This is a genomic window from Thermostichus vulcanus str. 'Rupite', assembly GCF_022848905.1.
Taxonomy (GTDB): Bacteria; Cyanobacteriota; Cyanobacteriia; order Thermostichales; family Thermostichaceae; genus Thermostichus; species Thermostichus vulcanus_A.
Genome location: NZ_JAFIRA010000050.1, coordinates 1 through 23,374, shown reverse-complemented (window position 1 = coordinate 23,374; position 23,374 = coordinate 1). Strand labels below are relative to the sequence as shown.

The following is a 23,374-nucleotide window of genomic DNA, read 5'->3' as shown; positions in this document are numbered from 1 at the left end:
TCCCGTCTCTTCCCATTATCAACGCTTTGGTTGAGGGCGGGATCCACTCCGACCAAGGCCGTGAATGGATCCCTTCGGGTCTACTTACTTGGTTTCGGTGAAGTCAGCATCGATCACATCGTCGCTCCCCCCAGGAGCACCACCGGAATCTCTATCCGGGCCGGGGCCAGGGCTACCCGGCTGCTGATAGAGCTCGCTGCTCATGGCATAGAGAGCTTCCTGCAGGGCGGTTTCCTTGGTTTGGATGGTGCTGTCGTCTTCCCGCTGGATGGCGTCGCGCAATTCCCGGATTAGGGTTTCCAGGTTGTTGCGCTTATCGGCAGGGATTTTATCGCCCAGCTCCTTCAACTGACGCTCCGCTTGGTAGGCCAGAGAATCGGCTTTGTTGCGCCGCTCAATTTTTTCCCGACGTTCGCGGTCTTCTGCAGCGAATTTCTCCGCTTCTGCAACCATGCGCTCGACTTCTTTGCTATCCAAAGTAGAGGCCCCGGTAATGGAGATACTCTGTTCTTTACCGCTGCCCTTATCTTTGGCAGTCACTTTCAGAATCCCGTTGGCGTCGATATCAAAGGTGACCTCGATTTGGGGCACACCACGAGGGGCGGGTGGGATCCCATCCAACTTGAAGCGACCCAAAGACTTGTTGTCGCGGGCCATTTCCCGTTCCCCTTGCACCACGTGAATCTCCACAGAGGTTTGCCCGTCTTCTGCGGTGGAGAAGGTTTCGGACTTGCGGGTGGGCACAGTGGTGTTGCGGGGAATCAGCTTGGTGGCCACACCACCCAAGGTCTCTACCCCCAAGGACAGTGGCGTCACATCCAGCAACAGCACATCCTTAACTTCACCGGCCAAGACGCCCGCCTGAATGGCAGCACCCACAGCCACCACTTCGTCGGGGTTGACGCTTTCGTTGGGGTCTTTCCCGAGCAGATCCTTGACCAACTGCTTCACTGCCGGAATGCGGGTGGAGCCGCCCACCAGTACCACTTCGTTGATGTCGGATTTGGTTAGCTTGGCATCTCGCAGGGCTTGTTCGACCGGGCCTTTGCAGCGCTCGAAGAGATCGGCACAGATATTCTCAAACTGGGCGCGGGAGAGCTTCAGCTCCAGGTGCTTCGGCCCGTCGGCAGTCGCTGTGATAAAGGGGAGGTTGATAGTGGTTTCGGAAACGCTGGAGAGCTCAATTTTGGCTTTTTCGGCAGCTTCTGTCAGTCGTTGCAGGGCCTGACGATCGTTGCGCAGGTCGATCCCTTCCATTTGCTTGAACTGGTCGGCCATCCAGTCCACAATTTTCTTGTCGAAGTCGTCCCCACCCAACTGGGTATCGCCGCTGGTGGACTTCACTTCAAAGACGCCATCTCCCACTTCCAGCACCGACACATCGAAGGTGCCACCCCCCAAGTCGAACACGAGGATGGTTTCGTTGTTTCGCTTGTCTAGGCCATAGGCCAAGGAGGCCGCAGTGGGCTCGTTGATGATGCGCAGCACTTCCAACCCAGCGATTTTCCCAGCATCTTTGGTGGCCTGCCGTTGGGAGTCGTTGAAGTAGGCGGGCACCGTGATTACCGCTTGCGTCACCGTCTGGCCCAGGTAGCGGCTGGCTTCATCCGCCAGCTTGCGCAGCACCATGGCCGAAATTTCTTCCGGGGCAAACTCTTTGTTCAGACGAGGGGCAGACAGCTTGACGTTGCCGCGCTCGTCCCGCAACACCCGATAGGAAACGCGCTTAGAGTCGGCATTCAGCTCATCGTATTTGCGTCCAATGAATCGCTTAACGGAGTAAAAGGTGTTTTCGGGGTTCAGCACCGCCTGGCGGCGGGCCATTTGACCCACCAGCCGCTCCCCGTCTTTGGTGAAGGCGACCACCGAAGGGGTGGTGCGGGATCCCTCCGCGTTAGCAATGACGGTGGGAACACCCCCTTCCATCACAGCCACAACCGAGTTGGTTGTGCCCAAGTCAATTCCTACGACTTTTCCCATCGGCTTCTTGTTCTCCTCTTAGTACGTCACCTGGGTTACCGCCGCTAGCCTATCCGCTGTGTGGAGTAGCTTGGGCAGGCATCCAATTCATGCAATGGTTGATGCAGTGGCTAACCATTTTCTGGATTGATCCTAGCCAGCCCGGGATCCCATCCAGGGCGGGAATGCCGCCCATTTCCGGCAGGCGGATTGCAGGCCAGTTACGGATCTCCGTACCTGCTGATGTGCCTGCTGACTGATGCACCTACTGAGGGGGAGCGGGTACTGCACAAGGGATCCCTAAGGGGTTGTTCCTTATGTTCCTTGAGATTTTGGTTGATTCCTAGCTTTGGATGAGTTGAACGGCTTCTAGGCTGCGAGCAACTACGGTTTCGGAAAGGGGAAGATAGCCCAATTCTTCTGCCAGGGTTTGTCCGTGGGTTAAAGCCCAACTCAGGACTTCTCGCAAAGCGGCTGCCATGTCGGGATCCGGGTACTGGCGATAGGCCAAAATCCAGGTATAAGTGACGATCGGGTAGGCTTCTGTTCCGGCGGGATCCGGGATAAAGGCGCGTAGGTTCTCGGGTAGCTCTATCTCCTGCAGGGCCAAAGCGGAGGAGGTGGGGGTAGGTAGGATAAATTGGCCGGATCGGTTCTCTAGGGCTGCTACCGACAAATCCAGATCCCGGGCATAGACAGATTCCACATAGCCGATCACTCCCTCGCTGAGCAGCATTTGGGCACTCATGCCCTCATTCCCCTTAACGCCAATGCCCACCGGCCATTCCAAAGACATCCCCACCCCAATTTCGGATTCCCAAGTTGGATCAATGGCGGCCAAGTGGCGGGTGAAAGTGTCCGTCGTGCCACTGCCATCGGAGCGATGGCACACTTCAATCGGTAGGTCGGGAAGGTCAAGATCGGGGTTCAGGGCCAAAATTTGCGGATCCCGCCAAGCGGTGATGCGACCGCGAAAGATATCCACCAAAACCGAGCGGGAGAGCTTCAACCCGGAGGGGATCCCTGGCAGGTTATACCCAACCGCAATGCTGCCCGCCGTCATCGGGATCATCACCACGCCCCGCGCCACTTCGGCAATTTCGGCATCGGTCATGGCCACATCGCTAGCGGCAAAATCCACAGTGGTATCGATAAACTGGCGGATCCCGGCGGCACTGCCCACAGGCTGAAAGTTCACTTCCAGTTGCGGATCCACTTGGCGATAGTCGGCAAACCAGCGCAGGTAAAGGGGAGCCGGGAAAGTTGCTCCTGCCCCGTTGATCAACAAAACGCTGCTACGGGTCTGAGTGGCGGGATCCTGGCCGCTCGGCTGCTCAGAACGGGATCCCCTTTGGCAAGCACTCAAGGTGGCGGTGGTGGCCAGCAAAGATAGCAACAATCCTCGGCGACGAAAACGGGGCAGATTCACCATGACGCAGTTCTCCGGTGTCACTGCCCCGATCCTTGGCTTTGGCAATTCGGGATGTCAAGCGGCTGGATTCAGTTGAGCCACAATTGGTATAGACTGGCTCACCATCATGGGATGGAGTTCTTGAATGGCTGAGAGTAACGCCTACGAACCCCTCCATCTCAAATATCGCCCGCAGCGCTTTGCAGATGTGGTTGGTCAGGCGGCGGTGGTTCAAACCTTGGCCAATGCCATCCGCTTGGGGCGCATTGCGCCTGCCTATTTGTTTTGTGGGCCACGCGGCACAGGCAAAACCTCCAGCGCTCGCATTTTGGCTAAGTCTTTGAATTGTGAACGGGGGCCGACGGCGGATCCCTGTCAGGTCTGTAGTCAGTGCCGCGCGATCACAGGTGGATCCTCCTTGGATGTGATCGAGATCGATGCTGCCAGCAATACTGGCGTGGACAACATCCGCGAGCTGATTGAACGGGCTCAGTTTGCCCCGGTGAGCAGCCGCTACAAGGTTTATGTGATTGATGAATGCCATATGCTCAGCAATGCAGCCTTCAATGCTTTGCTGAAAACCCTTGAAGAACCTCCCGCCCATGTGGTGTTTGTGTTGGCCACTACCGATCCGCAGCGGGTGTTGCCGACGGTGATTTCCCGCTGTCAGCGCTTCGATTACCGGCGGATTCCCCTCAGGGATATGGTGGATCATCTGGCAAAGATCGCCACCCAAGAAGGGATCCCGATCACCCCTGAGGCGCTGCAACTGGTGGCGCAACTGTCTCAAGGGGGGCTGCGGGATGCGGAAAGTTTGTTGGATCAACTCAGCTTGTTAGAAGGAACCATCACACCAGAAACAGTTTGGGATTTGGTCGGGGCGATCCCGGAACGGCATCTGCTGGATTTGATCGATGCGCTGGCGGCTCAGAATGCTCAAGGGGTGCTGACTCAAGCGCGGCAACTGTTGGAGCACGGTAAAGAGCCTCTGGTCTTGGTACAAAACTTGGTGGGCTTTTATCGGGATCTTCTGCTGATCAAAACCGCTCCGGAGCAGCGAGAATTGGTGGCCCTGACGGATTCCACTTGGGAAGCCTTACGAGAGCGTGCCCCCAACTACTCGGTCGAGATCCTCTTGGCGGCCCAGAGCCATCTGCGCCAGTGTGAACCACAAATTCGCCAGAGTGGACAACCTCGCCTGTGGTTGGAAATTGCTCTGATGGATTTGTTGCGGCTGTGGTACCCGGACGGGGTGGGTCAGCTCAATCTGAGAAATATAGAAACGGCTCCTGCGACTGTTGGCCTACCGCTCCCCAAAACCGAACCTATCCCCGCCCCGATTGCAACTGCGCCGATTGTCAAAGAGTCTGTATCCGTACCACCTGTTGCTACAACTCCTCTCCCACAGCCACCCTCTACCCAAAGGGATCCCGTTCCAACTGCGACAGCCTCCCCTGAGCCGAAACCACCAAAACTGCCAGAAAGCCCGGTGAATCTGCTGCGGCCCCGTTGGGATGAGTTTTTGAAACGGCTCTCTCCCGTTACCAAAGCCCTGATGGTATCCGGCCATTTACACCAAGAGACCCCCGAAGAAATCACGCTAGCTTTTCCCAGCAAGGGATTGGCAGAAAAAGTTCGGGGCAAAGAGTCGGAACTGCGCTCAGTGTTACAAAGCCTGTTGCAGCGTTCCGTGCGGCTCAATCTGATTGTGCAACGGTCTGGCGAAGCTGTTCATACCACTTCCAGTCGTGACACAGCGCCAGCATCTCCTACACAGGGATCCCCACCTCGCACCCCTAGCCCAGAAAAGCCAGAGCCGATGGATCCCCCATCTGAGCGTCCTTCACCTTTACAAAGCTTGTCCAAATCGGATCCTTCGCCCACCCCCGGTCGTGCTGCCCTAACCAAAATTGATGAGCTTGAAGAGGTGGCCCGTCGCTTTGCCGAACACTTCAACGGCAGCCTGGTGGATTTAGAGGGGGTGCTGGGATCCCCTGATCTTCAGACCCTGGAAGCTGTGGAAGCAGAGGGATCCCCAACGGAATTCCCTGAAGAGGTCGCCGAGCCTCCATTGGCTCCTGCTGTACCCCTCTCATCAAGGGTGAGAACACCTCCGGCAGAAGAAGAGGAAGATCTCCCGTTTTGATGTTCTGAAATAAAGAAAAACAGAGAAAGGTGACATCCTCCTGACGCTGACCCTGCGGGTGCAGCATAGGCTTCTCAAGCTCGCCCTTGTTCAATTTCCTGCTTCATACATCTATCAGAAGGGTTGTCTGTGGACTGCAAAGATTGTGTGTCGATTTCGCCGGGATTGACCGAACTCATACGGGGAGCCAAGCTCTCCTATCCCTCTCAACCCACAAGGGGATACGGTTTCGCGGAGGCCTTTATGAAAGGCTGTATCCCTGCTAGGATGAGGAAATCAGAAGAAGTTAAGTTTCTTATCGGAACCCTGACTTCTGATGGATTTGATTCTGCACCTTGAGAAGATCCTGTGATCACCCCAGCACAAACCTTAGATCCACATACCTTAGATTCCAGTTTGGATCCCAGTCTGCCTCCTACCCCAGTGCAGGTGCAGCGTCAGATGATCGTTATTCTCGATTTTGGATCCCAGTATTCCGAGTTGATCGCCCGCCGCATTCGGGAAACTCACGTTTATTCAGAAGTTCTCTCTTATCGCACCACCGCTGCACAATTGCAGCAACTGCAACCCAAAGGGATCATCCTCTCCGGTGGCCCCAACTCTGTCTACGATCCAGGTGCTCCTGTCTGTGACCCCGAGATTTGGAACTTGGGGATCCCGGTTCTGGGAGTGTGCTACGGCATGCAGTTGATGGTGCAACAGTTGGGGGGCAAGGTAGAGGCAGCTGAAAAAGGGGAATATGGCCGCGCTGCTCTTCATATTTTGGATCCCACTGATCTGCTCACCAACCTACCGGACAACAGCATCATGTGGATGAGCCATGGGGATTCTGTAACGGAGTTGCCCGCAGGATTTCATCCGTTGGCCCACACCGACAATACCCCCTGTGCCGCCATCGCGGATCCGACTCGGCATCTTTACGGGGTGCAGTTTCATCCGGAAGTGGCCCACTCCGAGGCAGGGGCCTTTCTGATTCGCAACTTTGTCTATCACATCTGCGGCTGTGAACCCACTTGGACCACCGAGGCCTTTATCGAGGAGGCGATTCGGGAGGTGCGCGCCCGTGTTGGAGACAAAAAAGTGTTGCTGGCTCTCTCTGGAGGGGTGGATAGCTCCACTTTGGCCTTTTTGTTGCACCGAGCCATTGGTGACCAGCTCACCTGCATGTTCATCGACCAGGGGTTTATGCGCAAGGAAGAACCGCAGCGGCTGTTGCGTCTTTTCCAGGAGCAATTTCACATCCCCGTCAATTATGTGGATGGGCAGGAGCGTTTTCTGAAGCAGTTGCAAGGCATCACGGATCCCGAAGAAAAGCGCAAACGCATTGGGGCGGAGTTTATCCGCGTGTTTGAGGAGGAGTCGCAACGGCTAGGCCCCTTCGAGTACCTGGCTCAAGGAACCCTCTACCCGGATGTGATTGAATCCGCCAATACCAATGTGGATCCGGTTACCGGGGAACGTATTGCCGTCAAGATCAAAAGTCATCACAACGTTGGTGGTTTGCCCAAAAACTTGCGCTTTAAGTTGGTGGAGCCCCTTCGCAAGCTGTTTAAGGATGAAGTGCGTCAACTGGGGCAATCTTTGGGTTTACCGGAAGAGATCGTACGCCGACATCCTTTCCCAGGGCCGGGGCTAGCGATCCGAATTATTGGTGAGGTCACCAAGGAGCGGCTGGAAATCCTACGGGATGCTGACATGATCGTGCGTCAGGAGATCAACCGTTCTGGCTACTATCCCAAACTTTGGCAAGCCTTTGCGGTGTTGCTGCCGGATGTACGTTCGGTGGGGGTCATGGGGGATAAACGCACCTATACCTACCCGGTGGTGTTGCGGTTGGTCACCAGCGAGGATGGCATGACGGCAGATTGGGCCCGCGTGCCCTATGACTTACTGGCCACGATTTCTAACCGGATTGTTAACGAGGTGCCCGGCGTTAACCGCGTCGTTTACGACATCACCTCCAAACCACCCGGCACGATCGAGTGGGAATGACCCAAACTTTCTCACCTGAAATTTGAAACCCTTCCAGCTCAGGATACGCTGTCGCCAGAAATTAGGCAGGGATCCCTTTTTTCACAATTTTTATTTTTTATAAATTGCCCGCATCTGGCAGAGAATAAGAGTCACCTGAACTGAGGGGCTGGGCCGCTTGCACTTCCATTCGGGCCAAAGTCGTGGCTGCATCCGCCAGTTGTAAGGCCAGGTTGGCCCGGCTGATCGGATCCCGTGCATTCCAGAGATCCTGCCCCAAACAAAACACCCGATAGCGAAAGGCCTTGATCGAGCGCGAGGGGATCACTTTGACGGTCATGACTACAACCTCTTTTCCACTAAGCGCTGAATATTAAGAAGAACCCGTTCGGGCTCCAAGTATACAAATGTTACCAACACAACTTCGTCGGCAGCCTTAATTTCCACCGGGCAGATGGCTTTTGGCGGTTCCACCCGTTCATGCCATACCCCCACAGTGTATTCTCCAATCGGCAGGTCATCAAACCCAGCATCAGCGTAGATCAACTCGATGGTTTCTTCGGCAATCAGTTGTCCGTTGCGCTCCAAAAAGCTGAGGAAAGGGATCCCATCGATGGAGGTCAGGGCATTGTTGGCCTGGTTGCGGATCATCACGAAGATGTCAGACATGATCGGAGTGCCATCACCTCACAGCCTCATTATCCAAGCGATTGGACTGGATCCCGGCAGGTTTGGAACTCCAAATGACCTTAGCGACCAAACCCCTTGCCCTGCGTGACCGGACGAGCAATACAAGCCTGCAACTTCTCTCGCAACTGGGCGGTATCCAGGTGCTGACCGATTAACACCAACTGGTTTTTGGGCTGGCGCGGCCATTCATCACTGCTCAGGGTGTAGCGCCGACCGCTGAGGTGGAAAATGTGTCGTTCTGGACTTTCGCTGAACCACAATACCCCTTTTGCCCGAAACACCGCATCCGGCAACTCATTCAGGAAGTTTTGGAAGGCATCCAGAGAAAAAGGCTGGTCACTCTCAAACGCTAGCGAGTTAAAGCCCTCAGCTTCGATGTGGTTATGGTGATGATGATCATGGCTGTGATCGGGGTCGGGATGGTCACAATGCTCATGATCATGGCTGTGATCGGGGTCGGGATGGTCATGCGCCGTTGCTTGGGGTAAGGCACTGGCCTGGAACAGATCTGTATCCAAAATCAGCTCCAATGGCACCGCACTATTGGTGGAGCGCAAAATGCGAGCATCTTCCTTGATTTCGCGGATTCGCTTTTCTAGACGCTGGAGTTCCGGCTCCGTCACCAGGTCGGTCTTGTTGAGCAGAATCACATCCCCATAGGCAATTTGGCTATAGGCGACATCGCTGTTGAATAGATCAGGAGCAAAGTTGGTGGCATCCACTAGGGTGACAATCGAGTCTAGCCGTGTCAGATCTCGCAGTTCCGGCCCCAAGAAGGTCAGAGCAACCGGCAAGGGATCCGCCAACCCAGTGGTTTCCACCACCAAATAGTCAATTTTGTCGGAACGCTCCATGAGCCGCAGCACACTCTCGGCAATATCGTCACGCACCGTGCAGCAAATACAGCCGTTGTTCAGCTCCACCAAGTCTTCTTCGCTAGAGACAATCAGTTCCGAGTCAATGCTGATCTCACCAAACTCGTTCACCAGCACCGCCGTGCGCATCCCTTGTTGGTTGTTGAGAATGTGATTGAGCAGGGTGGTTTTACCACTGCCCAAAAAGCCCGTGATAATGGTGACGGGGAGGCCCCTTTTGGGCACTTCGATGGTTGTGGTCATGGAGGAACTAAGGATCCGGTAGAGGAACTCTTCCACTTTATCCTCACCCTCTAGCCCAAGACGAACCTCAAACTGGCCAGCACCCGGGATCTTTCATGCCCAGACAACACAAAGGGATCCCGATCAGCGCTGATCAGGATCCCAAAAGAACTGTTGTGAGTGAATTAGGATCCGTAACTCTGAGCGTGGTTAGACCCCACGCATCCCCTTAGCTGCGGGCAGGGATCCCAGGCAGAGTCAGTTTGGGCTGCTCCGGCAAATCGGGTTCGGGGCCAAAGTTGGTGATCAACGTCAGGAATTGAGCCTCTTCAGGGAGATCTCCCTCAAAAACCAAGCGTGTTGCCCAGTCGCTGGCAGGGTCAATTTCCAGCTCGGGATTCTCTTCGGGGGTGGCAAGGGCGTAGGTATTGCCCAAATCATCCACCAAAATCAAGCCAGATTCTGTAGCATTGAGGGCCACCGAGATTTCGCTTTCATTGGTGACGATCAAATCCAGCTCGATTTGCTCCCCGTTGGCTTCTAGAGCCGCTACTTGCAGCGTTACCATATCCTGACCTTCCGCCTGAAAGGTGGGATCCAGGTCTTCCTGGCCAACCCAGGTTTCAGGGGCGGGAACCATGGGCTCTTGAGCTTGAGGTTGATCCAGCGGGGATCCCAGCGGATCCACAGGCGCGGTTAAATCGGGATCTACAGGACGGGTCAAGGGATCCTCGAAAGTGCCGTCGTTCACAGCAGACTGCTCGGGAGCCGGTTGACAAGCCACCAACAAAGCGGGAGTCAAGGTGAGAAAAGCCAGTAAGGACATTGCTCGCTTCATGAGCACCTCCTTGAGAAAATGAAGAACAACCCCTGTAAAAGCAGTCTGTCAGAAGACATCTGCGGCCCCAAGCCGATGGGGGATCAAGGCTTGCTGAACTCTTGGGGTTGGTCACATCCTAAAAGGGACATTGTGAAGAGGACGTGAAAGACCGCCCAAAGGCGGGGCTATCATAGCTGAGGATTCCAAGATAGGTGATGAACCCGTGCACATTCGCTTCGGGGTGGTGAGCGATCCCCACATTGCCATTCCCTCCACCGTTTGGGATCATCCCAGTCGCTTCCATTTGGGGGAAGTGAGCATCCCGGCCTTGGAGCAAGTTTTGCAGCACTTCGCTCAGTTGGAGCTGGATTTTTTGCTTCTGCCTGGGGATCTCACCCAACATGGGGAGCCTGAAAACCATGCCTGGCTAGCAGAGCGATTGTCCCAGCTTCCTTTTCCTGCTTATGTGGTACCGGGCAATCACGATGTGCCTCACCTCCTGGCAGATGGCCGTTCCATTGGTCTGGCGGATTTTCCCCACTATTACCGAGCCTTTGGCTATGAAGATGAACAAGCCTTGGACTACAGCCGTGTGCTGCTGCCAGGGGTACGTTTGATTGGACTTAATTCCAATGATTTTGATGCCCAAGGCCACTTGGTCGGCGGCTTACAACCGGAGCAACTGACTTGGTTGGAGCAGGAGTTGGTGGCAGCAGGGGAAGACCTGGTGCTGCTGATGGTGCATCACAATGTGGTCGAGCATTTGCGGGGGCAATCCTTACACAGTTGGGGGCAGCGCTACATGCTACGGAATGCCTCCCAGTTGCGGCGGCTGTTGCAGACCTATGGCGTGCAGTTGGTGTTCACCGGACATTTGCACATGCAGCATATTGCTCAGCGCAACCGTGTATACGACATCACTACCGGCTCCTTGGTCAGTTTTCCCCATCCCTACCGAGTCATTGATATCCAGTCGAAGCCTTCTGATCCTGAAGCCGGGATCCAGGTGAATATCGAAAGTTATCGAGTGACATCCCTGCCCGATTGGCCCCATCTGCAAGAGTTCTCGCGGGAGTGGATGGGTCAGCGCAGTCAACCCTTGATGGTGAAATTTCTCACCTCTTCTCCTTTCCATTTGCCGCTCGAACAGGCGGAAGCCTTGGCTCCCCAATTGCGATATTTCTGGGCTGAGTTGGCAGCAGGGGATCCGGAGCTACATTTTCCTCAGTTTCCGCAGCCTGCGGGCCGATTCCTACAGCGATTCAGTCGCTCCTTCCGCTGTCCACCGGATAACTGTGCCCAGTTGCACCTGCAACCTCGTCGCAAGCTTAGTCGCGTGTGAAACCTTACACGACCCTTCTGTTGATTCCCACCGGCATTGGGGCGCGTATTGGCGGTTTTGCCGGAGATGCTTTACCCATAGCCCGTACGTTGGCAGCAACCGTGGATTGCTTGATCACCCATCCAAATGTGTTGAACGGAGCCAGCTTGTTTTGGCCGATGCAGAATGTGCTCTATGTGGAAGGGTATGGCTTGGATCAATTTTGTGCTGGGAGATGGCATCTGCGGCCTGTGCGCCAAAACCAGGTTGGGGTGGTGTTGGATGCGGGGATCCCTGCCGATCTGCAACAACGGCACCTTCATGTCATCCAGGCAGCCCAAGCCACCCTGGGGTTGGATATTGGTCCCTGGCGCATCACCTCTCAACCTTTGGGCCTTTCCCTTGGCCATTCCCCTTCTGGGGCCAGTCAGGGATCCCTAGCTCATCCGGATGTGCTGTTAGCAGCGGCCAAAGCCCTGTTGAGCGCCGGGGCAGAGGCGATTGCGGTGGTGGCTCGCTTTCCGGACGATCTCGACTTTAGCCAATACGAGCAGGGGATAGGGGTTGATCCACTGGCGGGTGTGGAGGCGATCGTGAGTCATTTGGTGGTGCGGCAGTTGCAGATCCCTTGTGCCCATGCCCCCGCCTTTTATGGCGAAGCGGATCCGAAACCTGTTCATCCCCGTGCTGCGGCTGAAGAGGTGGGGTTTACCTTTTTGCCATCGGTTTTGGCGGGGTTGAGTTATGCGCCGCAATTCGTCCCCCATCCAGCCCAACCGGTTGATATTCAGTCTGAGCAGGTGGATAGCGTCATTGCCCCAGCGACCGCTTTTGGAGGGCCGGGGTTGTTGCATTTGGCCAGTCGAGCCAAGCCTCCTCTGTTCATTGCTGTACGGGAAAATACCACCGTGATGCAAGTTCATCCCCGCCAGTTAGGGATCCCTTACGTGGAGGTCAACTCCTATCTGGAGGCTGTTGGTGCGATAGTGGCTCACAAAGCCGGGGTAGCGTTGCCGTCGGTTGGGTTGGAAAGGTGAGCTCGTTCCCAGTCAGTCTCCGCACGACCCAGAGGGTCATGGCGGTCCCAACACGAGTCACCTGGGGTTAATCCCCCTCGTGACAGCGGTGCGGAGTATGCCAACTTTTTTTGAAATCTTTTGAAATAAGTTAGGGGCACCACTGTTGGTGTCGTAAACCCGCGTTCACTTTAGGGGTGGCGCAGCCTGCCGTAGGCATTGTTGCTACGCAACGCTAATGCTACGCGACACGCGACTGCGGAGCATGAAAGGGCTGTAATCTCTAATTAGCTCTAAGGAACAACTTCCCCTACGGTGGATCCCATGGCCAGCAGCTCTACGGAATCTCTCCGGCAACTGTACGAAGAACTCCCTTACCCCAACGTACCCATCTCCACTTCAGGCCGGGGAGCCCTAGACGGGTTGTATCGCATGAGCCTGACCACGGCCCAATATGCCCGTACCCGTGCTATTGTTCCCAGCGAGGGATCCCTGATCTTAAATGCCGGCTGTGGTTCCGGTTGGGAGACCCTGATTTTGGCAGAGGCCAACCCTGGAGCACGGCTGGTGGTCTGCGATCTGTCTGCCGAATCCGTGCGGGTGACGGAGCGGCGCTTGCGCTACCACGGCTTTGTGAATGTGGAGCTGCACGCCCTCAATCTGTTTGACCTGGAACAATTGGGGCTGCAGTTTGACTTCATCAGCCTCAACGATGTGCTCTATCTGTTGGATGACCCGGTGGCGGGCCTAAAAGTTCTCAAACGGGTCTTAAAACCTGACGGGATCCTGCGGGCCAACCTCCACCATGCTTACCAGCGGGAAGTGATCTTCCGCATGCAGAAGGCGTTTCAACTGTTGGGGTTATTTGAGTTGCCCACCCCGGAAGCCTCAAATTTGGTGCGGGAATTCATGAACAACCTCGTCTCTGATGAAGCGCGGGCGGCTCTGCGCTGGAACCCTGAGATCTACAAAGACGACACCAACATGCGCGCCAACTACCTCTTGCCCAGCGACAAGGGGTTCCTCATCCCTGACCTGATGCGCATGCTCAAGGAAGCGGAACTGGGGCTGGTCTGCTTGGTGGACTACTCCGACTGGGATCCCGCTCTGCTTTTCAAGGAAATGCCTGAGTGGCTTAAGACCGAGCTGGATAAACTGTCTCCTGCCGACCAAAACCACTTTTACGAGCTGATCTACCCCAACCACCGCCTGATCGACTTTTGGGCGGAGCACCCCGGTTCTTCTATCGTGTTCCCTTGGAGTGATACCGATTGGCTCGGGGGCACGGTACAACTGAACCCGGTCTTGGCCGACAATCCAGAGTTTCGGCAAAACTTTGGCAAAGCCTACGAAAAAAAGCTGGAGTTTGCCATGAATTGGCCGGGGGCCAGTCGCGGACGCCTGAAAATTCTGCCCGAACAGATGACTTGGCTGGGATCCCTGTTGCAGGGGCCAACGCCAGTGATCACCCTAGTTGAACAAGCCAACCAGGCCAAAAAGCTGGAACCCGAAACCGCCCAAGAACAGGTGCTTACCTACCTGACGGGGTTGGAGGAGTTTTTGTTTGTGATGTTGGATCCCGGCGCTAAGTGACATCTAAGTGACATTCTTCTAAGTGACCTTCTTCATGGTGTTCATGCCACTCAGACTCCTGTCCAAACGGGGTCAAAGACCCTCTTCTCTGCTGGAATAAAGCCGAACGGCCCCCAACGACAACAGCAGCACCACCCCAAACAACACCAGCCCCATCGCCGAGGCATAGCCCATTTCCAAATCACGGATCCCGCGCTCATAGAGGTAGTAGACCAGGGTGAGGGTACTGTACACCGGGCCACCCCGAGTTAACAAATACACTTCTTCAAACACCTTCATGGCAGCAATGGTGGAAAGGATTAACACCAACACTTGATAGGGCCGCATCAGGGGTAGGGTAATCCAGCGGTGTTGTTGCCAGCGGTTGGCTCCATCCAAAGCGGCGGCTTCGTACAAATGGGTCGGGATCCCTTGCAACCCCGCCAGGTAGATGACCATGTAGTAGCCCAAGCCCTTCCAGATGGTGACCAAACTCACGGAAAACAAAGCCCAGCGGGGATCCGTTAACCATGGGATCCGCACCGCATGTCCCAACACCAGCGAAAGAATGTGATTCAGTAGGCCATTTTCCGCATACAGCCAGCGCCAGGCCAAGCCCGCCACCACCACCGAAAACACCACCGGCAGGTAATAGAGCAAGCGAAATAGTCCAATGCCAGGCCAAGGCCGATTCACCAAAATCGCTAATCCCAGCGGCAGCCACACCAGGGGCGGCACCACCAAAGCCACGTAGAGCAGCGTATTTCCCAATGCTTTCCAAAAGAGGGGATCCCACAGCAGGCGGCGGTAGTTTTCTAGACCAATCCAGGTGGGAGTACTGAGGAGGTCATAGCGGGTCAAACTCAGGTAGAGAGCCTGCAGCATCGGCCAAAAGGTGGCGATCCCCATCAGGAGCAGGGCGGGCAGGACAAATCCATAGGGGCCAAAAGGGATCCAGAACTGCTGCCAGGCTCGTTGGGCTGGGCCTTCTTTATCCATTCCAGCGCTGGGCCGCATCCCGTACCGCCACTTGCACCGACTTTTCTCCCAACATTGCCCGTTGCAACTCTTCGTAGATGATTTTCTGCAAATCCGCCAAGCCTTCTACCGGGGGGATCAACACCTGCGAACGCTCCAGTTGGGCAGCACTGACCAGGCGAGCCTTGTCCAATACCGTTGCGGCTGTGCCCGTAAAGTAGGGATCCGCCGCCGTCGCCACTGTGGAGGGTAGGGTATTGGCCAGTTGGGAAAATTCCAGTTGGTTCTGGGCATTGGTGAGGAAGAGAGCCAGTTGCACCGCCCGCTCTGGATAAAGGGTAGCTTTGGGAATGGCCACATTCATCACCGCCGCACTGACGCGTCCATCGGAGCCGGCAATTTGTGGGGCCACATCCGTCACAGCGGCAATATCGGGGGCATTTTCTTGGATTTGCCGTAGAAACTGTGGCCCAGTGAGCAAAAAGGCCAGTTCTCCCGATTGGTACAGTTCCAAAGTCCGGCGGTGGCTCTCTGTGAGCACCTCCCGTGGGATCCCACCCGACTGAAACAACTCCACCCAATAGGCAAAAGCCGCTTCTCCCGCCGGATTGTCGAACCCTGCTTTTCCTTCTTCATCCAGCAGGGACAACCCCATCTGCACCATCGCCTCCAAGACCTGGGATCCATCCATGGTCAGCAGGAAGGCGTACTTGCCGGTGCGCTCCCGGATTAGTGGAGCCATCTGAGCCAGTTCCGCGTAGGTGCCAGGGGGACGGTCGGGATCCCAGCCGGCTTCTTCCAGCAAAGCCCGGTTGTAGAGGGTAATGTCACTGGCCACATACCAGGGCAGTCCAAAAGTGATCGCGGCAGCCGATCCAGCCCGCACCAGTTGATTGGCCTGCCAGAGGTTAGGGAAATAGGCGGCTCGCTCTGTTGCAGAGACCTGTGTCTCTAGATCAAGAAGAGCCTCTCGTTCGGCCAGTTTACTGGCAAAAAGCGGATTGAGGTTAACCACATCTGGGCCCGTGTTGGCGGCCACCGCCGTCAGGATCTTGGTTTCCATTTCCCCCCAGGGCACATCTACCCATTCCACACGGGTATCGGGGTACTGACCTTGGAAGTCAACGATCACCCGGTTTAGGTAGTCCTCGAAGGTGGGTTTCAGTTGCATCGTCCAGAAGCGGAGGCGGATCCCATCTCCCCCATCAGAGGGCCCCACTTGTCTGGCACCACAGGCACCCAGTAGCAGAGCGGCGGAACCAAGCAAAAATCGACGACGGGATGGGATTATCACCACAGCGTTCTCCGACCTCAGGTGAGGCTATTTTACCCCTAGGCTGCTGGTGCCCTTGCCCAAGGTTGTCTGCCCAGTCAATTGCCGTGGCCATCGGTTGCCAAAGGTTCAAAATCGGTAATACTTTGTTTTACAAGTTGTTTTACAAGAATTGCCGGGAAACCCCCATCCCCTTGTGGCTGGGGCAGTTGACTCTCGGAGTTCACTCGGATCCCTCGGAACTGGGCAAAGCAACGATCAGGGCTTCTAGAACCCGATTCACCCGGCTCAGGCGCAGTCCATAATCTGACATCACGGGGCTATTGGGGATGATGGCGTGACGGAACCCCAGCTTACTGGCTTCCTTCAGCCGTTGCTCCAGTTGAGAGACAGGGCGTACCTGCCCCCCCAAGCCCACTTCCCCAATCAAAACGGTGAAGGGATCCACCAACCGATCCCGAAAGCTGGCGGCCACGGCCACGGCCACTCCCAAGTCGGCAGCCGGCTCGGCCACATTGATGCCACCGGCGGAGGCGATATAGGCATCGTATTTGGAGAGGGGGATCCCGACCCGTTTTTCCAATACCGCCAAGATCTGCAAGAAGCGGTTCATTTCAATACCCGTAGAAGTACGACGGGGCGAGCTGTAGCTGGTGGGGCTGACCAACGCCTGCACTTCCACCACGAGGGGGCGAGTGCCTTCACAGGCGACGATAGTAGCGGTACCTGGCGTGGCCTGATCGCGGCTGCTCAAAAACAGTTGCGAGGGATTTTCCACCTCCACCAAGCCCGATTCCGCCATTTCAAACACCCCAATTTCCTGGGCGGCCCCAAAGCGGTTTTTGACGGAGCGCAGCAGACGATGACTTTGAAAGCGATCCCCTTCAAAGTACAACACCGTATCCACCAAATGCTCTAGCACCTTCGGCCCCGCCAGGGATCCATCTTTGGTGACATGACCCACAATCAGCAGAGCCACCCCCCATTTTTTGGCGGCTCGCATCAACAGACCGGTACACTCGCGCACCTGGGAAACGGATCCTGGGGCTGCCGTGATTTGTCCCCAAAAAATGGCCTGGATACTGTCGATGACCGCCACCTGGGGTTGCAACGCTTGGATCTCCAGCAGAATCGCCTCCAGATCGGTTTCAGCCAAGAGGTAAAGCTGCTCAGATCCCACTCCTAAGCGCTCCGCCCGCAGTTTAATTTGTTGTGCCGATTCTTCCCCTGAGACATAGAGCATAGGCCCACTCTTGGCCAGGTGTTCGGCAGTTTGCAGCAGCAGCGTGCTTTTGCCAATGCCCGGATCCCCACCGATCAACACCAGGGATCCAGCAACAATGCCTCCCCCCAACACGCGGTCGAACTCCCCATAGCCAGAAGCCAGGCGGGGGTGATCATCCGGTCGTACTTGGGTAATCGGGAGGGCGGACTGAGGGATCCCGTTGGATTTGGGGGTGAGGGCTTGGGCGCGGGGAGATTTGGGTGCCGGGGCAACGACAACTTCCGATAACGTGTTCCAGGAGCCGCAGTTTTCGCAACGACCCAAAAATTTCGGGTAACGCTCGCCGCAGTTGCTACATTCCCAGACGGTTTTTGCTTTGGCCATTGCGTTGAGGGGGATCCCAGCCTCCTCCTAGAGTATCTGGTAAACTACCCGACGCTGACCCTAGCGGGTAGAGCGCAGGCTTTCAGTAGCCCTCCAGTTATCTGGCAAGATAACCAGGAACCTCCAGGACGGTTTACGAGCGCCCCGATTGCTTGGTCGCGCCAGCGGTGCGGAGCACGAATATTCTTGGCTCCGTTAAAGTCTGCATCCCCATACCAACCACAATGCCCACACTGGAACTGCTTACCCTTCCGGTACGACTGGTCGGGATGCGGCTTAGGTGGCTCCGATTCCAGACCAATTTGGATGTAGTAGGAACCATCCTGGCGCTTCACCAAGGTGGCAGACTTGGGGTTAGAACCTCTGAGCATCCCCCGCTGGTAGTTGCCGATGGCCAACCCAAACCGCTCACGTCCCTCCACGGTTGTCAAGGCAACCGTCCAGTCCTTCTCCCGAAACGAGAAAATCCGAGCGTCGTAGGTGACAAAGCCAGCTTTGAACGCTTTGACTGGGCGATTCTTTTGTTTAGCAACCTTGCGAGAGCCCGCCACTCGACGACACACCTGTTGAGCCAAGTTGCTCGACAAGCCAAAGCGGTTGCGAATCTGGTAATAGCAAAGGGATTGGAGCTTGACGGCGTTGACGATCTTTTCCGGCGTGTTCTGGTTCACCCAGTTCAGCGCTTGCCCAAAAGCCTCCAGGGTTGCATCCAGTTTTGTGGCTTGCGACTTGGACACCTTGAGCTTACAGGAGATAGTCAGGACTTGGTTCATAGTCCTATTGTATCTCATCAGAATAGGGTTGTCTGTATGTTCGTTGGTGCGGAGCACGTTGAACTTGCATTCCTCCCGACGCTATGCCTACGGCACGCTACGCGAACCCCTCCGGGAGAGCGCGGGGCTCCTGCTGCGTTAGCTGACAGGCAATACCGGTTTAAGTTAGGGCTTGGGCCGTTTCTGAGGCATTGAAGCGAGAACCTTCCCATTCTGGTAAATTCAGGGATCCACATTGGGCCTGATGCCGCAGCAGATGATCGCAAAGCACCAAGGCCACCATCGCCTCCACCATCGGTACCGCCCGTGGCAACACACAGGGATCATGCCGACCCCGCGCGGCCAAAACAGTGTCTTCTCCGTCGAGGGTGACGGTGTTTTGGGCCTGCCGAATCGTGGCTGTGGGCTTGAAGGCAACCCTTAACGTGATGTCTTCTCCGTTGGCAATCCCCCCCTGTACCCCACCCGAGCGGTTGCTGCGGGTGCGCCACCCGGAAGGGGTCATGTAAAACTCGTCGTTGTGCTGCTTGCCTGTTAAGTAGGTGCCGGCAAATCCAGAACCAATTTCAAAGCCTTTGCTCGCCGGCAGAGACATCACCGCCTTGGCCAAGTCTGCCTCCAGTTTGTCAAACACCGGGGATCCCAGACCGCGGGGTACATGACGCGCCACACATTCCACCACCCCCCCTAAGGAATCCCCTTCTCGACCGGCAGCTTCAATGGCCTGGATCATGGCGGCTGCCACCTGCGGATGCGGACAGCGGACAATGTTCGCTTCCACCTGTTCTGGGGTGACTTGGGCGGGATCCAGTTGGGCCTCTATATCCTTCACCCGCTGCACATAGGCCAGGATCTCTACCCCCGCCGCTAGACGCAAAATTTTCTTGGCAATCGCTCCTGCTGCCACCCGACCAATGGTTTCCCGGGCTGAGGCGCGCCCTCCTCCCTGCCAGTTGCGGATCCCGTATTTGGCTTGATAGGTGGCATCGGCATGGGAAGGACGAAACGTTGTTGCCATTTCGCTGTAGTCCTGCGGGCGAGCATCCTGGTTGCGCACCATGATGTGAATCGGCGTACCCAGGGTCAGCCCTTGAAAAACGCCAGCGGTAATTTCGCAGCGATCCGCCTCCTTGCGGGGCGTGGTGATGTGGCTTTGGCCCGGTCGCCGCCGATCCAGTTCCGCTTGAATATCTGCCTCCGTCAAGGGTAAGCGCGGTGGGCATCCATCCACCACCACACCGACCGCCCCACCGTGAGATTCGCCGTAGGTGGTTATGGAAAACAAAACACCGAAGCAGTTACCGTTGGCCATGGGATCCTTGTCGTGTCAGCGGAAGTGGTACTTATCAGCAGGAGTCTTATTTTATCCTCAGCGGGTTCCTGGCCAGGTGTTTCAGCCGACGGCACTGGGCGATCCCCCACAACACCAGATGGGGATCCCAACGCAGGTTTGGATCGGCTGCGCGGTTTTGGAGATGGGAATACAGCCACTCTCCATCTCCGCCGGTCAGCAGCACCGGCCCCTTGGCGAAGGTCTGGCGCCAGTCGGCGATGAAGTCTCGCAACCCCGCTAGCAGCGTATAGACAATGCCACTGCGGATGGCAGTCGGGGTGTCGTTGGCCCAACGGGGCGGCAGAGCCGGGTCGGGATCCCAGTCCACTTGCGGCAGCCGGGCCGTATGCTCCCGTAAGGATCGAGCTTGCAACCCCAGCCCGGGCAAAATTGCCCCTCCCACCAGGGATCCCGCTCCATCCGCTCCCGTCAAGGTCAGGGCTGTACCGGCATCAATCACCAAACAGGGCCAGCCGTAGTGGATCCCAGCAGCCCAAAGGGCCAAGGCTCGATCCAACCCCAAGCTGGGATAGAGCTTTTGCAGAGGGATATCCTGCAACTGCACCGGGTGCACCAACCCCGTTGGTAAAGGGGTGGATCCCACCTGAGCCAGCCAAATTTCCGTATCTTCCGGCCAGGACAACCCTTGCTGAGCCGGGAAACACTCAACTCCCACCAAAGTCTGCCCCTGAAACCAGCCCCAACGCACATGGGTATTCCCCAGCACTGCTGCCAACCAACCGTCTGTCCCCCCCTCAAAACTCATGCAGCAGATCCGCCTCCACCCGAAACAGTTCCACCGGTTGCTCGGCAGGGATCCCGGCCCAGCGTCTGGCTGTGGCCAGTTGCCACTCTGGGGTCAGGGCCTCCCCCGGCAGCAACACCGCCCCTTGGGTTCCGGAACGGATAAACAGGCCCATGCGGGTGGGATCCACTCCCTCCACCGAGACAATGGGCACCACCCGCCGCACTATAGCCACCTGAATCGAAGCTGTCTCCAACTCCCCCGCTCGCAAGGGCACATAGCGCCAATCTCGACTTACGGCCCCCACCGCCGCCCGGATCGTGGCGGTAGCCAAGTCTCTACTGCTGGGCTGCAAACTGCCCCAACAGCCGCGCGGTTGCCGGTGGGTACTGACGGTTACAAAGACTCCGGCAGAGCGCCGCCAATGGGGTGGGATCCCCTCCGGAGTAGGCAGCAGTTGGCCGGTGGCGAAGTAGTGGGCGATCGCTTGCCGGGCCAGCGCCGGTAGGGTCTCAGGAAGAGGTTGTTGGTGGGGGCGGGAGGAGAGCTGCGAGGCATCAACCGGCAAATCCACATCCGGCGGCAAAGTCAGAGAGACAAGGGCCGTCTCCTCTGAAATCCCTGGCCGGGATCCGGTTAACAGCCCTAACCCCAAAGCCAAGAGCACACACAGGCCGCCCAACAGCCAGCGAATCGTGGTGAAAGGGGGTTTGAAGATGGGCACCACAGGCGGATCCCGTTCACGTTAAAGACTCTCGGTCAAGCTGCGCCCCCGCTGCCGCAAATAGTTGAACACCGTGTTCAGATCCTTATCCCCACGCCCGGAGCAATTGAGCACCACCCGCTGTTCAGGGCCGAGCTGGGGCGCCAAGGTTTCCAGGTAGGCAAAGGCATGGGCCGTTTCCAGGGCGGGGATGATCCCCTCTAGACGTGAGGCCATGAGTAAGGCTTCTACCGCTTCGTCATCGGTGACGGCATAGTATTCAGCTCGGCCTATCTCCTTGAGGTAGCTGTGCTCCGGCCCAACACCGGGGTAATCCAATCCGGCGCTGATGGAATGGGCCTCTTGCACCTGACCCTCCTCATCCTGCAGCAGATAGCTCATCGCCCCGTGCAACACGCCCACCCGTCCCCGAGTCAGGGTCGCTGCATGGCGAGAGGTCTGGATCCCTTCTCCTGCTGCTTCAATGCCGATCAGCCGCACCGTTGGCTCCCGAACAAACTCATTAAACAGACCGAGCGCATTGGATCCGCCACCCACACAGGCCAGCAGCACATCCGGCAGTCCACCCCATTTTTCCTGGCATTGCTGCCGCGTCTCCTGGCCGATTACATCGTGAAAAGCCCGTACCAGCTTTGGATAAGGGTGAGGCCCCGCCACAGTACCGATGACATAGTGGGTGGTTTCTACATTGGTCACCCAATCTCGAATCGCCTCCGACAGGGCATCCTTAAGGGTACGTGTGCCCGATTCCACCCCCCGCACCTCTGCCCCCAACATGCGCATCCGTTGCACATTCGGGGCCTGCCGCTCCATATCCAGCACGCCCATGTAGACGACGCATTCTAGGCCGAACCGGGCACAAACCGTTGCGGTGGCTACACCATGTTGTCCAGCACCGGTCTCCGCAATCACCCGTTTTTTGCCCATCCGCACCGTCAGGAGGGCTTGACCGAGGGCATTGTTGATCTTATGGGCGCCGGTGTGGTTAAGATCTTCCCGCTTCAGGTAGATCTGAGGGCCGCCATAGTGCTCCGTCAACCGCCGGGCAAAGTAGAGAGGACTGGGCCGACCGACAAAATCCCGTAGGAGGCTTTGAAACTCCGCCCGAAAGCTGGGATCCCCCCAGTGCTGCTCAAAGGCTTGCTCCAGCTCCGTCAGGGCACTCATCAAGGTTTCTGGCACAAACTGGCCACCAAATTGACCAAAGCGTCCTTGGGTATCGGGGCGTAGGTGCGGATCCAAAGCAGCAGCGTTAACGCGAGGTGCAAGCGGGGTCTGAGTCATACCTAAGGATCCGAATCAACGTTCAACAGGACGGGACGAGTTCCCCCATTCTACGAGAGGAAAAGCCCAACCCCCACAGGGAGATTTAGCTCCAAGCGCGCCTCCAGGCAAAGAATCCCTGCAGGAGGTTTTGCAGGCGGGTATTGGCGGCAAAGGTTTGCTTCTTGTGTTGCAGGGCGGCTTTGGCGTTGACTTCCGAGAGGGTGGGGTAAACGTGGATCCCAGTCAGGGCTGAGACGGGCAGTTTGTGGCTCATGGCCAATACCACTTCGTGGATCAGTTCCCCGGCATGGGCTCCGACCAGGTGAGCTCCCAGAATCTGGCCGTTGCGCCGACAGATCAACTTGGCAAACCCCAGCGTGGCGGCTTCCGCTTGGGCCCGATCCACCTCGGCAAACTCCTGCTTGAGCACCATCACATCTTCGCCGTATCGCTGTTGGGCTTCGCTTTCGGTCAGACCGACACGAGCCAGTTCCGGATCGGTAAAGGTGGCCCAGGGAATGACGCGGTAACTGGCTTTGCTGACAGGTAAAAACAGGGCATTCACCAGGGCCACTGCCGCTTCGTAGCCGGCCACATGAGTAAATTGAGGCCCCCCAATCACATCGCCACAGCCATAGATACGGGGGTTGCTGGTTTGCAGCTTGGCATT

19 protein-coding genes and 1 pseudogene are annotated in these 23,374 nt (G+C 56.7%); 5 read left to right on the top strand and 15 right to left on the bottom strand.

The genetic code is table 11. The annotated features are described in order from the left end of the window. Positions 1-84: 84 nt before the first annotated feature. Both dnaK and pstS read right to left on the bottom strand, forming a co-directional pair. On the bottom strand, positions 85-1,980 hold the full coding sequence (dnaK, locus tag JX360_RS14960) for a molecular chaperone DnaK (protein WP_244352507.1): 1,896 nt from the start codon (positions 1,978-1,980) through the stop codon (positions 85-87). 322 nt (positions 1,981-2,302) lie between these two features. Continuing rightward, on the bottom strand, positions 2,303-3,391 hold the full coding sequence (pstS, locus tag JX360_RS14955; RefSeq protein WP_244352505.1) for a phosphate ABC transporter substrate-binding protein PstS: 1,089 nt from the start codon (positions 3,389-3,391) through the stop codon (positions 2,303-2,305). Positions 3,392-3,515: 124 nt separating this feature from the next. On the opposite strand from pstS, the gene JX360_RS14950 reads away from it, so the two are divergent. Both JX360_RS14950 and guaA read left to right on the top strand, forming a co-directional pair. Next, on the top strand, positions 3,516-5,516 hold the full coding sequence (locus JX360_RS14950; protein WP_244352504.1) for a DNA polymerase III subunit gamma/tau: 2,001 nt from the start codon (positions 3,516-3,518) through the stop codon (positions 5,514-5,516). A gap of 441 nt (positions 5,517-5,957) precedes the next feature. Then, entirely contained in the window at positions 5,958-7,508 is a 1,551-nt protein-coding gene (gene guaA, locus JX360_RS14945) for a glutamine-hydrolyzing GMP synthase (RefSeq protein WP_244352517.1), read from the top strand. A gap of 97 nt (positions 7,509-7,605) precedes the next feature. On the opposite strand, the gene JX360_RS14940 is transcribed toward guaA, so the two are convergent. From JX360_RS14940 to JX360_RS14925, 4 genes are all read right to left on the bottom strand, one after another. Then, the gene (locus JX360_RS14940; RefSeq protein WP_244352502.1) at positions 7,606-7,827 is read right to left on the bottom strand and encodes a hypothetical protein; all 222 of its coding nucleotides are present in this window, start codon (positions 7,825-7,827) and stop codon (positions 7,606-7,608) included. Positions 7,828-7,829: 2 nt separating this feature from the next. After that, positions 7,830-8,156 (bottom strand): hypothetical protein, encoded by a 327-nt coding sequence (locus JX360_RS14935; RefSeq protein WP_244352500.1) that lies wholly within the window; start codon positions 8,154-8,156, stop codon positions 7,830-7,832. A gap of 80 nt (positions 8,157-8,236) precedes the next feature. Next, the gene (locus JX360_RS14930; RefSeq protein WP_244352497.1) at positions 8,237-9,295 is read right to left on the bottom strand and encodes a CobW family GTP-binding protein; all 1,059 of its coding nucleotides are present in this window, start codon (positions 9,293-9,295) and stop codon (positions 8,237-8,239) included. A gap of 208 nt (positions 9,296-9,503) precedes the next feature. Further along, positions 9,504-10,112 (bottom strand): hypothetical protein, encoded by a 609-nt coding sequence (locus tag JX360_RS14925; RefSeq protein WP_244352488.1) that lies wholly within the window; start codon positions 10,110-10,112, stop codon positions 9,504-9,506. 205 nt (positions 10,113-10,317) lie between these two features. Between JX360_RS14925 and JX360_RS14920 the strand changes: the two genes are divergently transcribed. The 3 genes from JX360_RS14920 (at position 10,318) to JX360_RS14910 (ending at position 14,024) form a co-directional block, all read left to right on the top strand. After that, on the top strand, positions 10,318-11,436 hold the full coding sequence (locus tag JX360_RS14920; RefSeq protein ID WP_244352486.1) for a metallophosphoesterase family protein: 1,119 nt from the start codon (positions 10,318-10,320) through the stop codon (positions 11,434-11,436). Beyond that, complete coding sequence (locus JX360_RS14915) at positions 11,433-12,452, top strand: DUF3326 domain-containing protein (protein WP_244352484.1); 1,020 nt, start codon at positions 11,433-11,435, stop codon at positions 12,450-12,452. Before JX360_RS14920 ends, JX360_RS14915 begins: the two co-directional genes overlap by 4 nt. A 303-nt stretch (positions 12,453-12,755) precedes the next feature. Beyond that, entirely contained in the window at positions 12,756-14,024 is a 1,269-nt protein-coding gene (locus JX360_RS14910) for a class I SAM-dependent methyltransferase (protein WP_244352482.1), read from the top strand. A 72-nt stretch (positions 14,025-14,096) separates the two neighbouring features. On the opposite strand, the gene JX360_RS14905 is transcribed toward JX360_RS14910, so the two are convergent. From JX360_RS14905 to JX360_RS14865, 9 genes and pseudogenes are all read right to left on the bottom strand, one after another. Further along, positions 14,097-15,002, bottom strand: a complete 906-nt coding sequence (locus JX360_RS14905) for a carbohydrate ABC transporter permease (protein ID WP_244352509.1) — start codon at positions 15,000-15,002, stop codon at positions 14,097-14,099. Continuing rightward, complete coding sequence (locus JX360_RS14900; protein WP_244352480.1) at positions 14,995-16,278, bottom strand: ABC transporter substrate-binding protein; 1,284 nt, start codon at positions 16,276-16,278, stop codon at positions 14,995-14,997. The genes JX360_RS14905 and JX360_RS14900 overlap by 8 nt, the downstream gene beginning before the upstream one ends. Before the next feature lie 199 nt (positions 16,279-16,477). Continuing rightward, positions 16,478-17,863 (bottom strand): DNA repair protein RadA, encoded by a 1,386-nt coding sequence (radA, locus tag JX360_RS14895; RefSeq protein WP_244352478.1) that lies wholly within the window; start codon positions 17,861-17,863, stop codon positions 16,478-16,480. A 44-nt stretch (positions 17,864-17,907) separates the two neighbouring features. Next, complete coding sequence (locus tag JX360_RS14890; RefSeq protein ID WP_244352476.1) at positions 17,908-18,636, bottom strand: transposase; 729 nt, start codon at positions 18,634-18,636, stop codon at positions 17,908-17,910. 160 nt (positions 18,637-18,796) lie between these two features. Continuing rightward, the gene (gene aroC, locus JX360_RS14885; protein WP_244352474.1) at positions 18,797-19,948 is read right to left on the bottom strand and encodes a chorismate synthase; all 1,152 of its coding nucleotides are present in this window, start codon (positions 19,946-19,948) and stop codon (positions 18,797-18,799) included. Between the two features lie 46 nt (positions 19,949-19,994). Further along, a complete protein-coding gene (locus JX360_RS14880) occupies positions 19,995-20,735 on the bottom strand; it encodes a pantothenate kinase (protein ID WP_244352472.1) in 741 nt (246 codons plus the stop codon). Next, complete coding sequence (locus JX360_RS14875; protein WP_244352470.1) at positions 20,725-21,441, bottom strand: AMMECR1 domain-containing protein; 717 nt, start codon at positions 21,439-21,441, stop codon at positions 20,725-20,727. The genes JX360_RS14880 and JX360_RS14875 overlap by 11 nt, the downstream gene beginning before the upstream one ends. 18 nt (positions 21,442-21,459) lie before the next feature. Further along, positions 21,460-22,722 (bottom strand): tryptophan synthase subunit beta, encoded by a 1,263-nt coding sequence (gene trpB, locus JX360_RS14870; protein ID WP_244352468.1) that lies wholly within the window; start codon positions 22,720-22,722, stop codon positions 21,460-21,462. Between the two features lie 85 nt (positions 22,723-22,807). After that, positions 22,808-23,374: pseudogene (locus JX360_RS14865) on the bottom strand (pyridine nucleotide-disulfide oxidoreductase); the annotation flags it as partial.

Bases quoted from the DNA above. Each gene is read 5' to 3' on its own strand.
- dnaK (WP_244352507.1), bottom strand. From the start codon at position 1,980: ATGGGAAAAGTCGTAGGAATTGACTTGGGCACAACCAACTCGGTTGTG.
- pstS (WP_244352505.1), bottom strand. From the start codon at position 3,391: ATGGTGAATCTGCCCCGTTTTCGTCGCCGAGGATTGTTGCTATCTTTG.
- JX360_RS14950 (WP_244352504.1), top strand. From the start codon at position 3,516: ATGGCTGAGAGTAACGCCTACGAACCCCTCCATCTCAAATATCGCCCG.
- guaA (WP_244352517.1), top strand. From the start codon at position 5,958: ATGATCGTTATTCTCGATTTTGGATCCCAGTATTCCGAGTTGATCGCC.
- JX360_RS14940 (WP_244352502.1), bottom strand. From the start codon at position 7,827: ATGACCGTCAAAGTGATCCCCTCGCGCTCGATCAAGGCCTTTCGCTAT.
- JX360_RS14935 (WP_244352500.1), bottom strand. From the start codon at position 8,156: ATGTCTGACATCTTCGTGATGATCCGCAACCAGGCCAACAATGCCCTG.
- JX360_RS14930 (WP_244352497.1), bottom strand. From the start codon at position 9,295: ATGACCACAACCATCGAAGTGCCCAAAAGGGGCCTCCCCGTCACCATT.
- JX360_RS14925 (WP_244352488.1), bottom strand. From the start codon at position 10,112: ATGAAGCGAGCAATGTCCTTACTGGCTTTTCTCACCTTGACTCCCGCT.
- JX360_RS14910 (WP_244352482.1), top strand. From the start codon at position 12,756: ATGGCCAGCAGCTCTACGGAATCTCTCCGGCAACTGTACGAAGAACTC.
- JX360_RS14905 (WP_244352509.1), bottom strand. From the start codon at position 15,002: ATGGATAAAGAAGGCCCAGCCCAACGAGCCTGGCAGCAGTTCTGGATC.
- radA (WP_244352478.1), bottom strand. From the start codon at position 17,863: ATGGCCAAAGCAAAAACCGTCTGGGAATGTAGCAACTGCGGCGAGCGT.
- JX360_RS14890 (WP_244352476.1), bottom strand. From the start codon at position 18,636: ATGAACCAAGTCCTGACTATCTCCTGTAAGCTCAAGGTGTCCAAGTCG.
- aroC (WP_244352474.1), bottom strand. From the start codon at position 19,948: ATGGCCAACGGTAACTGCTTCGGTGTTTTGTTTTCCATAACCACCTAC.
- JX360_RS14880 (WP_244352472.1), bottom strand. From the start codon at position 20,735: ATGAGTTTTGAGGGGGGGACAGACGGTTGGTTGGCAGCAGTGCTGGGG.
- trpB (WP_244352468.1), bottom strand. From the start codon at position 22,722: ATGACTCAGACCCCGCTTGCACCTCGCGTTAACGCTGCTGCTTTGGAT.